Annotated in this window: 9 protein-coding genes; 4 read left to right on the top strand and 5 right to left on the bottom strand. The window is 69.9% G+C overall.

All coding sequences use genetic code 11. The features are described 5' to 3' along the window. Positions 1-13: 13 nt before the first annotated feature. On the top strand, positions 14-1,288 hold the full coding sequence (locus tag ACIPWA_RS06970; RefSeq protein WP_400289075.1) for an MFS transporter: 1,275 nt from the start codon (positions 14-16) through the stop codon (positions 1,286-1,288). Positions 1,289-1,313: 25 nt separating this feature from the next. Here the strand turns inward: ACIPWA_RS06970 and ACIPWA_RS06965 are convergent, their stop codons facing one another. Then, positions 1,314-2,423: a fatty acid desaturase family protein gene (locus ACIPWA_RS06965; RefSeq protein WP_400289073.1), complete on the bottom strand. Its 1,110-nt coding sequence runs from the start codon at positions 2,421-2,423 to the stop codon at positions 1,314-1,316. Between the two features lie 151 nt (positions 2,424-2,574). Then, positions 2,575-2,823 (bottom strand): DUF2530 domain-containing protein, encoded by a 249-nt coding sequence (locus ACIPWA_RS06960; RefSeq protein ID WP_068706768.1) that lies wholly within the window; start codon positions 2,821-2,823, stop codon positions 2,575-2,577. Between the two features lie 591 nt (positions 2,824-3,414). On the opposite strand from ACIPWA_RS06960, the gene ACIPWA_RS06955 reads away from it, so the two are divergent. Beyond that, positions 3,415-4,932 carry a sugar transferase gene (locus ACIPWA_RS06955; protein ID WP_400289071.1) on the top strand — a complete coding sequence of 506 codons (1,518 nt, stop codon included), beginning with the start codon at positions 3,415-3,417 and terminating at the stop codon, positions 4,930-4,932. Between the two features lie 84 nt (positions 4,933-5,016). Here ACIPWA_RS06955 and rfbB read toward each other — a convergent pair whose 3' ends face one another. Further along, complete coding sequence (gene rfbB, locus ACIPWA_RS06950) at positions 5,017-6,012, bottom strand: dTDP-glucose 4,6-dehydratase (RefSeq protein WP_400289069.1); 996 nt, start codon at positions 6,010-6,012, stop codon at positions 5,017-5,019. 28 nt (positions 6,013-6,040) lie between these two features. Continuing rightward, entirely contained in the window at positions 6,041-6,658 is a 618-nt protein-coding gene (locus ACIPWA_RS06945) for a dTDP-4-dehydrorhamnose 3,5-epimerase family protein (RefSeq protein ID WP_400289067.1), read from the bottom strand. A 138-nt stretch (positions 6,659-6,796) separates the two neighbouring features. On the opposite strand from ACIPWA_RS06945, the gene rfbD reads away from it, so the two are divergent. Beyond that, a complete protein-coding gene (gene rfbD, locus ACIPWA_RS06940) occupies positions 6,797-7,654 on the top strand; it encodes a dTDP-4-dehydrorhamnose reductase (protein WP_400289065.1) in 858 nt (285 codons plus the stop codon). Between the two features lie 23 nt (positions 7,655-7,677). Here the strand turns inward: rfbD and rfbA are convergent, their stop codons facing one another. Continuing rightward, positions 7,678-8,541: a glucose-1-phosphate thymidylyltransferase RfbA gene (gene rfbA, locus ACIPWA_RS06935; RefSeq protein WP_400289064.1), complete on the bottom strand. Its 864-nt coding sequence runs from the start codon at positions 8,539-8,541 to the stop codon at positions 7,678-7,680. 109 nt (positions 8,542-8,650) lie between these two features. Here rfbA and ACIPWA_RS06930 point away from each other — a divergent pair, with 109 nt between their 5' ends. Next, entirely contained in the window at positions 8,651-10,120 is a 1,470-nt protein-coding gene (locus ACIPWA_RS06930) for an NCS2 family permease (RefSeq protein WP_400289063.1), read from the top strand. Positions 10,121-10,128 lie beyond the last annotated feature (8 nt).

The raw sequence follows: 10,128 nt of genomic DNA, 5'->3' as shown, positions 1-10,128 counted from the left end.
CGTCACGCACCGCATGAGCCGCACGACCCGCCCCCGCCGCGCGACGCCGTCGGACGACGGGCCCTCGGGCATCTTCGACCGTCGGCTCGTGGGCGGCGTGTACGTCCCCACGTTCGTGTTCGAGGCCGGGGTCAGCGCGATCGTGCCCGTGATCGCGCTGACCGCACTCTCGATGGGCGCGGGGATCGCGCTCGCGGGGTTCGTCGTGGCGCTCCTGGGGATCGGGCAGATCGCCGGGGACGTGCCCGCGGGGGCGTTCGCCGCGAGGTTCGGCGACCGGCGGGCCATGATGACGGCCGCTGCGGCGTCGGTCGTGGGGCTCGTCGCGTGCGCGCTCGCGCCCAACCTGTGGGTCCTGGGCGCCGGGGTCTTCTGCGTCGGCATGACCAACGCGGTCTTCATGCTCGCGCGCCAGGCCTACCTGACCGAGGTCACCCCCGTGCTCAAGCGCGCCCGCGCGCTGTCGACGCTCGCGGGCACGCACCGGATCGGGGCGTTCGTCGGCCCGTTCGCCGCGGCGGCCGTGCTCGCGGTGTGGGACCTGCAGGCCGCGTACTGGCTGGCCGTGGGGACGAGCCTGCTCGCGGGGCTCGTGACCCTCGTGGTGCCCGACGTCGCGGCCCGGTCCACCGAGCACCGCCGGACCGCGACCCCCGTGAGCTTCCGGACCGTCCTGGTCGAGAACCGGCGGGTCTTCGCGACGCTCGGGCTCGCGGTCGTCATGGTCGGTGCGACGCGCGCGGCCCGCCAGGTCGTGCTGCCCCTGTGGTCGGAGCACCTGGGGTTCAGCCCCGCGACGACGAGCGTGATCTTCGGGCTGTCCGGCGCGGTCGACATGCTGCTCTTCTACCCGGCCGGCAAGGTCATGGACCGCATGGGCCGGCTGTGGGTCGCGATCCCCTGCATGGTCGTGCTGGGCGGGGCGATCGTCGTCCTGCCGCTCACGAGCACGGTCGCCGGGGTGGCGGTCGTCGCGATGGTCATGGGGTTCGGCAACGGGATCGGTTCGGGGATCCTCATGACCCTCGGGGCCGACGTCGCTCCACCGGACGTGCGCGCCCAGTTCCTCGGGATCTGGCGCCTGTTCCAGGACTCCGGGGCCGCGCTGGGCCCGCTCGTGGTCTCGGCGGGGGCCGCGCTCGGCAGCCTCGCGGGCGGGATCGTCGCGTCCGGGACGGTCGGGCTGCTCGGGGCGGTCGCGCTCGCGCGGTGGGTGCCCCGGTGGTCCGTGCACGCGAACCGGACCACACGCCGTCGGGCCGGGATCGAGACCTCGTCCCGATCCTGACCCGACGGTGCGTCCGGCAGCGTGCTCAGCGTGCCGAGCGGAACTGCGCCGTGAGGGGGCACTGGAACGGGTCGCGCGAGGCGATGCCCACCCGGTTGAGGTACGCGATGACGATCCGGTAGGAGTCGATCAGCGTCGTCTCGGTGTACTTGATGCCCTTGGCCTGGCAGAACTCGATGACCATGGGGCGGACCTTGCGGAGCGCGGGGCTCGGCATGCTGGGGAAGAGGTGGTGCTCGACCTGGAAGTTGAGGCCGCCCATGAAGACGTCGACCGCGCGGCCGCCACGGATGTTGCGGCTCATGAGGACCTGGCGGCGCAGGAAGTCGATCTTGACGTCGGGCGCGATGACCGGCATGCCCTTGTGGTTGGGGGCGAACGAGGCCCCCATGAGGAAGCCGAACACCGCGAGCTCGACACCGATGAAGGCGAAGCCGATGCCCACGGGCATGAGCAGGAAGACCGCCGCGGCGAACCCGACCAGGCGGATCGTGACGAACGTGATCTCGACCGCGCGGCGCTTGACCGGCTCCTTGCCGAAGATCGTCTTGAGACCGTTGACGTGCAGGTTGAGGCCCTCGAGGAGCAGGAGCGGGAAGAACCAGTAGCCCTGGTGCGACGCGAGCCACCCGCGGACACCGGTCTTGGGCTTCTCGAGCGTCTCGGTCTCCCACACGAGGACGCCGTTGATCATGTCCGGGTCCGTGCCCAGGACGTTGGGCTTCTGGTGGTGCTTGGAGTGCTTGTGCAGCCACCAGCCGTAGCTCAGCCCGCCGAACAGGTTCGCGATGACGAGGCTCGCCCAGTCGTTCCACTGACCCGAGCGGAAGATCTGGCGGTGCGCCGCGTCGTGCCCCAGGAACGCCATCTGCGTGAACAGCACGCCCAGCGCGCCCGCGATCGCGAGCTGCCACCACGAGTCGCCCAGCAGCACCATGCCCACGCCGCACGCGGCGAGCAGTGCCACGATGCCCGCGAACCGCGCCCAGTAGTAGACGTAGCGACGACGCATGAGCCCGGTCTCCTGGACCATGCGGGTCAGCTCCGAGAAGTCGCTGACCTGTCGCTGGCGAGCCGACGGCGCCTTCGCCTGAGGGGGGTCGAGCTCCAGTACCGCGCTGCTAGGCGTCATCATCGTCCACTCGTCGATCGGGGGGGCGGACGCAGAACAAGACGCCGCGAGATCGACTCTACGAACGGGGTGGGCGAAGAACTATGGGGTTGTCCCCCCTATCGGGAGGGCGGCGCGGGAAGCGGGTCGACGAAGGCCCCCGGGCGGGCGCGGCTCACTCGGGCGAGCGGTACTCCGCACGGTTCCTGCGCTCCCACGCGAGGCCGACGAGGCCGAGCAGGAGGCCCGCGCCGCACGTGGCGGGGGCCTGGTACGTCGCGTGCCCGAGCACGAGCAGGACCAGCGAGACGGCGAGGGCGATCGCCCAGAGGGACATCCCCGCGAGGGCCACGTGGCGCAGGTCGACACGGAGCGCCGGCGGGTTGGGGCGGCGCCGCTCCGGGTGGATCAGGAGGGAGATCATCGAGGGCACGGGACGAGTCTAGTGCGGGCGGCGTGAGCCGGGGGAGCGGGTGAAATCTGCGGTGAGACGGGCCGGGCGCGGCCTGCGCGCCGAGACGTGCGGGCACGTGTCGGTGCGTGCCGAAGCCTCCCGGGGTCGGCCGTTTGCCCTCTTCCGGCGCGATGCCCTTTTCACCCGGTGACCGGCGTCACAACCTGGACGGTCGACCATCTCTCCAGTGTGAGACGAACGGTGGACGACGGTTCCGCCATCGCCTCGACAGCCGCTAGTATCCGAAGGCTCGATGAACGCTCAGACCTGGACGTACGTCCAAGCTTCGGGGTGACGCACCGCAGCGTCCCCCGGGAGATCGTCTCCTCGGGACCTTTACTTGGACGGTCGTCCGACTCCCTTTCCTGTTCCGGCAAGCCACGGGCGATCCTTGCCCGGAGGCGCTGAATCACAGGCCTGAGAGTCGGGGCGCCCGTCACCTTCTCACCCGGGTGAAAAGGCGTTCACAGCATTCTTATTACCTGGGGACGGCTCCTAGTATGAGTCGTTCCGCGCAGTCAAGAAGTCGGCTGCAGGACTTTATCGAGAGGTTGCCGGGCCATGGCCGGAAGCGTCATCCACGACACGCGTCGTGGACTCCGCCACATCTTCACCGCTTCGCCTGCCGCTCCTCTCCGGGCGGCCCGTGCGTCGTTCGCCGAGGTCTCCTGGGACAGGTCCTACCGGATCCGCCTGGTGGCGACCGACACGCTCGCCATCATGGTCGGTGTCGTCGCCGCCTACTTCCTGCGCTGGGACAAGTTCATCAGCCAGCCGGTCCGTGAGGACGTCGGTGTCCCGTACCTGGTCCTGAGCGTGCTGATCGGCGTCGCCTGGGCCGGTTCGCTCGCGTTCTCCAAGACGCGCGACGTGCGGATCGTGGGCAGCGGGCCCACCGAGTACCAGCGGGTCTTCGACTCCTCGTGGCGACTGTTCGCCGTCCTGGCGATCCTCGCGTTCCTCTTCCGCTTCCCGGAGGGCCGCGGCTACCTCGTGGTCGCGTTCCCCCTGGGGCTGGGCGGTCTCCTCCTGGGGCGCTACCTCTGGCGCCAGTGGCTCCACCGCAAGCGTGCTGCCGGCTCGCACCGGACCGCGGTCCTGGCGATCGGTCACCGCGACCAGGCCGAGCGGCTGATCCGTGACCTCAACGAGCGAGACAGCTCGGGCTACCGCGTCGTGGCCGTGTGCATCCCCAGCGGCCAGGTGCGGGACGGCGACTCGATCCGCGGGGTCCCGATCCTCGGTGACCTGCGGTCCGCGGGGCAGGTCGCCGCGCGAGTCGAGGCCGGGTGCGTCGCGGTGAGCGGGTCGGACGCCGTGACCGCAGAGGTCGTGCGGCACCTGAGCTGGGAGCTCGAGCCCGTGGGCGTCGACCTCATGCTCACGACCGAGCTGGTCGACGTGGCGGGTCCGCGCATCACCATCACCCCCGCCGAGTCGGTGTCGCTCCTGCACGTCGACGCCCCGCGGTTCACGGGCCCCAAGTTCGTGTTCAAGTCGATCTCCGACTGGTTCGGCGCGGCGATCCTCACGGTCCTGCTCCTGCCGGTGCTGATCACGGTCGGCCTCGCGGTGTGGCTCACGAGCAAGGGCCCCGTCTTCTACTCGCAGCAGCGCGTGGGCCGCAACGGCGAGACGTTCTCCATGCTCAAGTTCCGCTCGATGCGCGTCGACGCGGAGCTGGACCTCACGGCGCTCGCCCAGGCGAACGAGGGGTCGGGGCTGCTGTTCAAGATCCGCGACGACCCGCGCGTGACCCCCGTGGGCCGCTTCATCCGTCGGTACTCGCTCGACGAGCTGCCCCAGATCTTCAACGTGCTGCGGGGTGACATGAGCCTCGTGGGCCCGCGCCCGCCCCTGCCGCGCGAGGTCAGCCAGTACGAGAAGAAGGTCCGTCGCCGCCTCCTGGTCAAGCCGGGCCTCACGGGCCTGTGGCAGGTCGGTGGTCGCTCGGACCTCTCCTGGGAGGAGAGCGTGCGCCTCGACGTGTACTACGTGGAGAACTGGACCATGTTCGGCGACTTCCTGATCCTGGCCCGGACGGCGCGTGCCGTGGTGTCGGGTCACGGGGCGTACTGATCCGACGGACCGGAGCGTCTGCGCGGTGTGACGTCGTAGGGCCTCGCCGGTGACACCGGCGAGGCCCTACGACGTCACACGGGCCTACTGCCCGGTGCGGGCGTACCTGGCTTCGACGGCTGCCTTGTCGGCCTGCCACCAGTCCTGGTGCGTGCGGTACCAGTCGACGGTGGCCGCCAGGCCGTCGTGGAAGCTGGGGTACCTCGGGGTCCAACCGAGCTCGGTGCGGAGCTTGGTGGAGTCGATCGCGTAGCGCAGGTCGTGGCCGGGGCGGTCCGCGACGAGGTCGTAGGCGTCTGCGGGCCGGCCGGTGAGCTCGAGGATCATCTCGACGACGGAGCGGTTGTCCATCTCGCCGTCGGCTCCGATGAGGTAGGTCTCGCCGGGGCGACCCTTGTCGATGATGGTCCAGACGGCAGTGTTGTGGTCCTCGACGTGGATCCAGTCGCGGACGTTGTGGCCCTGACCGTAGAGCTTGGGGCGGATCCCGGAGAGCACGTTGGTGATCTGGCGGGGGATGAACTTCTCGACGTGCTGGTAGGGGCCGTAGTTGTTGGAGCAGTTGGAGAGGGTGGCCTGGATCCCGAACGAACGGACCCAGGCGCGGACCAGGAGGTCCGAGCCGGCCTTGGTCGACGAGTAGGGGCTCGAGGGGTTGTAGGGGGTGTCCTCGGTGAAGCGTCCGGGGTCGTCGAGCTCGAGGTCGCCGTAGACCTCGTCGGTCGAGATGTGGTGGTAGCGCACGCCGTGGCGGCGGACGGCCTCCAGGAGGGTGAAGGTGCCCACGAGGTTGGTCCGCACGAACGGGAAAGGGTCCTCGAGGGAGTTGTCGTTGTGGGACTCGGCAGCGAAGTGGACCACGAGGTCGGTCTCGGTCACCAGGCGGTCGACGAGGCCGGTGTCGGCGACGTCTCCCTGCACGAGGGTCACGGCGTCGCCGAGAGGGGCCAAGGACGTGGGGTTGCCGGCGTAGGTCAGGGCGTCCAGGACGGTGACCTGGGTATCGGGACGCTCAGCGACGGTCTGGTGGACGAAGTTGGCGCCGATGAACCCGGCGCCGCCTGTGACGAGGACGCGCACGCGATGCTCCGTTGCTCGAAGGGAAGTGTCAGGCCTGTGATGGGGGCAGGAAGGCCAGAGAGGCCTCGTAGGAGGGCAGGATGCCGGCGGTGGCTGCGTCCTCGAGCGAGGGCGCGGCCAGGTCCTTCGCGGAGAGCTCGAACTCCAGTGGAGAACCGTCGCGAGCGGTGGTGGGCCACTGGATGGCGACGGTGGGGTCCAGAGGATGGATGCCGTGCTCGCGCTCGGGTGCGTAGCCGGTCGAGCAGAGGTAGGCGACCGTCGAGCCGTCCTCCAGCGAGCAGAACGCGTGCCCCAGGCCCTCGGACAGGTAGACCGCTCGGCGGTCGACGTCGTCGAGCAGGACCGAGTCCCACTGCCCGAACGTCGGCGAGCCCACACGCACGTCCACGACGACGTCCAGTACCGCGCCCCGGGGGCACGTGACGTACTTGGCCTGGCCGGGTGGGACGTCGGCGAAGTGGGTGCCGCGCAGGACTCCGGCAGCAGAGACCGACATGTTCGCCTGCCGCAGTTCCAGGGGACGCCCGGTCAGCGCGGTGAGGGTCTCGGCCTTGAACCACTCGAGGAACACCCCGCGATCGTCCCCGAACTGTTGCGGGGTGATCTCCCACGCTCCGGCGACCTTGAGCTCGCGTACCTGCACCCGTCCTCCAGGGATCGTCGGTGCCCGGTGTTCGGGCCCGTCCCACGATACCGGCCGTCGTGCGTCGGGAGAGGTCCGGCCGTGCGCCCGCTAGGGTGGGACGGACGCGGTGTCGAGGACGAGGCGCGGAGGAACGGCGTGCGGTGGTTGGTGACCGGCGGCGGAGGCATGCTCGCCCAGGACATGGAAGCGGTTGCTGGGCAGGCGGGCCATGACGTCGAGGCGTCGACCCGGCACGAGCTCGACATCACTGATCCACTGGAGTGCGAACGCGCCGTCCAGGGTGTCGACGTCGTGGTGAACTGCGCGGCCTGGACGGCCGTCGACGACGCCGAGTCCCGCGAGGCCGAGGCGTTCGCCGTCAATGCGGTCGGCCCGGCGAACCTGGCCCGCGCGGCGTCCCGGTCGGGGGCTCGGCTCGTCCACGTCTCCACGGACTACGTGTTCGCGGGCGACGCCTCGAGCCCGTATCCCGAGGACGGACCCGTGGCGCCCCGCTCGGCCTACGGGAGGACGAAGGCTGCAGGGGAGTGGGCAGTACGTGCCGAGGCACCCGACCACCTCGTGGTGCGCACGGCCTGGCTCTACGGGGCCGGCGGCCCCTGCTTTCCCCGGACCATGGCACGGCTGGCGGCCGATCGCGACGAGCTCTCGGTGGTCGACGACCAGGTGGGCCAACCGACCTGGACCGTCGACCTGGCGGACCTGGTCGTCCGGCTGGTCGCTGCTGGTGCGCCGAGCGGGACCTATCACGGGACGTCGTCGGGGTCCACGTCCTGGTTCGGCTTCACCCGCGCGGTGCTGGACTCGATCGGCTCTGCCGCAGCCCTGCACCCCACCACCAGTGAGAAGTTCGTCCGACCAGCGCCTCGTCCGGCGTACTCGGTGCTGGGCCACGACGCCCTGACCGCGATCGGGGTCGCGCCCATCGGCGACTGGGCCGAGCGGTGGGTGGTCGCGGGTTCGCGTGTGCTCGCTCGTCCGTCAGATGCCTGAGGGGAGCGCGCGGAACGGGTCGGCTAGCGGCCGAGCAGCCCGAGGAGGTAGGCGCCGTAGCCGGACTTCACGAGCCGCTCGGCCCGTTCGGCGAGCTCGCTGTCGCTGAGGAAGCCACGTCGCCAGGCCACTTCCTCCGGGGAGCCGATCTTGAGGCCCTGGCGGTTCTCGATCGCCCGCACGTAGTCCGACGCCTCGAGCAGCGCGTCGACCGTGCCCGTGTCGAGCCACGCCGTCCCGCGGGGGAGGACCTCGACGTGCAGTCGCCCCTGGCGCAGGTACTCACGGTTGACGTCGGTGATCTCGTACTCACCGCGCGCGGACGGTTCGAGGTCGCGCGCGATCGCGACGACGTCGTTGTCGTAGAAGTACAGTCCTGGCACGGCGAAGCTCGAGCGCGGCGAAGAGGGCTTCTCCTCGAGCGAGAGGGCCTTGCCGTGCTCGTCGAACTCGACGACGCCGTAGGCAGTGGGGTCCGAGACCCGGTAGGCGAAGATCGCGCCGCCGTCGATGCCCTCGAACCGGGTGAGCTGCGATCCCAGGCCGGGTCCGTAGAAGATGTTGTCGCCCAGCACCAGCGCGCACGACTCGTCGCCGATGAAGTCCGCCCCGAGGACGAACGCCTGCGCGAGCCCGTCCGGCTCGGCCTGGACCGTGTACGTGATCGAGACGCCGAACTGGGTCCCGTCCCCCAGGAGGCGGTGGAACTGCTCGGCGTCGTGCGGGGTGGTGATCACCAGGATGTCCCGGATCCCCGCCAGGATCAGGGTCGAGAGCGGGTAGTAGATCATCGGCTTGTCGTAGACCGGCACGAGCTGCTTGCTGACGCCGAGCGTGATCGGGTGGAGCCGGGTGCCAGAACCGCCGGCAAGGATGATTCCGCGCATGGTCCACATCATGCCGTAGCAGACGTTCCACGGCCCGGTGCGTCGCGCCCACTAGCACGCCACGTCATCGATTCGGGAGCGCAACACGGTATCTGGCACCATTCTCCCCATGACCACCACGACTGACGAGCGCGAAGCACCCCCGCGCTCCAGCGGCATCGACCGCTTCTTCAAGATCACCGAGCGCGGCTCGACCATCGGCGCGGAGATCCGTGGCGGTCTCGTCACGTTCTTCGCGATGTCCTACATCATCATCCTGAACCCGATCATCCTCTCGGGCGCGGACGGCACGGGCCGCTTCCTGGGCGGCGGCACCGACGGACCGAACATGGCCATGATCGCGGCCACCACGGCGCTCGTCGCCGGGATCATGACGATCGCGATGGGCGTCTTCGCGAACTACCCCATGGCTCTGGCCGCAGGCCTCGGCCTCAACGCGGTCGTCGCGTTCACGATCGCCACGATCCCCGACGTGACGTGGGCCGACGCGATGGGCATCGTGGTCATCGAGGGTCTCATCATCCTGGTGCTCGTCCTCACGGGCTTCCGCGAGGCTGTGTTCCGCGCTGTCCCGGTCGAGCTCAAGACGGCGATCAGCGTCGGTATCGGCCTGTTCATCGCGCTCGTCGGTCTGGTCAACGCGGGCTTCGTCGCCTCGGGCGGCGGGACGCCGCTCCAGCTCGGCGCGACCGGGTCCCTCGCAGGGTGGCCCATCCTCGTCTTCGTGGTGGGCCTGGTCCTCATGATCGTCCTGTGGGTCCGCAAGGTCCGGGGCGCGATCCTCATCTCGATCCTCGCCGCGACGGTCCTCGCGGTGGTCATCCAGGCGATCGCGGGCGTCGGCACCAAGGGCGCCGGCGCGGCGAACGGCTGGAGCCTGAACGCCCCGGCTCTCGACGGCAGCCCCGTCTCGGTCCCCGACTTCGGTCTGCTGGGTCAGTTCTCGCTGCTGGGCTCGATCGAGAAGGTCGGCGTCGTCACCGTCGTCCTGCTCGTGTTCTCGCTGCTCCTCGCGGACTTCTTCGACACCATGGGCACCATGGTCGCCGTGGGCTCGGAGGGCAAGCTGCTCGACGCGACGGGCAACCCGCCCAGGTCGCGCGCGATCCTGGTCGTCGACTCGATCGCCGCTGCTGCCGGCGGTGCGGCGAGCGTCTCGTCGAACACGAGCTACGTCGAGTCCACGACGGGCGTCGGCGAGGGCGCCCGCACGGGCCTCTCGGCCGTCGTGACCGGCATCGCCTTCCTCCTGGCGACCTTCCTGTCGCCGCTCGTCGCCCTGGTCCCGAGCGAGGCGGCCGCGCCGGCGCTCGTCCTCGTCGGCTTCCTCATGATGACCCAGATCACGGGCATCAAGTGGACCAACGTCGAGGTCGCGATCCCCGCGTTCCTCACGATCGCGCTCATGCCGTTCACGTACTCGATCACGGCCGGCATCGGGGCGGGCTTCCTGGCGTTCGTGGTCATCAAGCTGGCGCTGGGCAAGGTCAAGGCGATCCATCCGCTCATGTGGGTGGCCGCGGCCGCGTTCGTCATCTACTTCACCCTCGACCCGATCAGCGACGCACTGGGCGTCTGACGTACGCT

The sequence above is a fragment of the Oerskovia enterophila genome (genome assembly GCF_044748475.1).
In the GTDB taxonomy this organism is placed as follows: domain Bacteria; phylum Actinomycetota; class Actinomycetes; order Actinomycetales; family Cellulomonadaceae; genus Oerskovia; species Oerskovia enterophila.
This window is presented reverse-complemented; position numbering and strand designations above follow the sequence as displayed.

Excerpts from the sequence above, each read along its gene's own strand:
- ACIPWA_RS06970 (WP_400289075.1), top strand. The coding sequence starts at position 14 with ATGAGCCGCACGACCCGCCCCCGCCGCGCGACGCCGTCGGACGACGGG.
- ACIPWA_RS06965 (WP_400289073.1), bottom strand. The coding sequence starts at position 2,423 with ATGATGACGCCTAGCAGCGCGGTACTGGAGCTCGACCCCCCTCAGGCG.
- ACIPWA_RS06960 (WP_068706768.1), bottom strand. The coding sequence starts at position 2,823 with ATGATCTCCCTCCTGATCCACCCGGAGCGGCGCCGCCCCAACCCGCCG.
- ACIPWA_RS06955 (WP_400289071.1), top strand. The coding sequence starts at position 3,415 with ATGGCCGGAAGCGTCATCCACGACACGCGTCGTGGACTCCGCCACATC.
- rfbA (WP_400289064.1), bottom strand. The coding sequence starts at position 8,541 with ATGCGCGGAATCATCCTTGCCGGCGGTTCTGGCACCCGGCTCCACCCG.
- ACIPWA_RS06930 (WP_400289063.1), top strand. The coding sequence starts at position 8,651 with ATGACCACCACGACTGACGAGCGCGAAGCACCCCCGCGCTCCAGCGGC.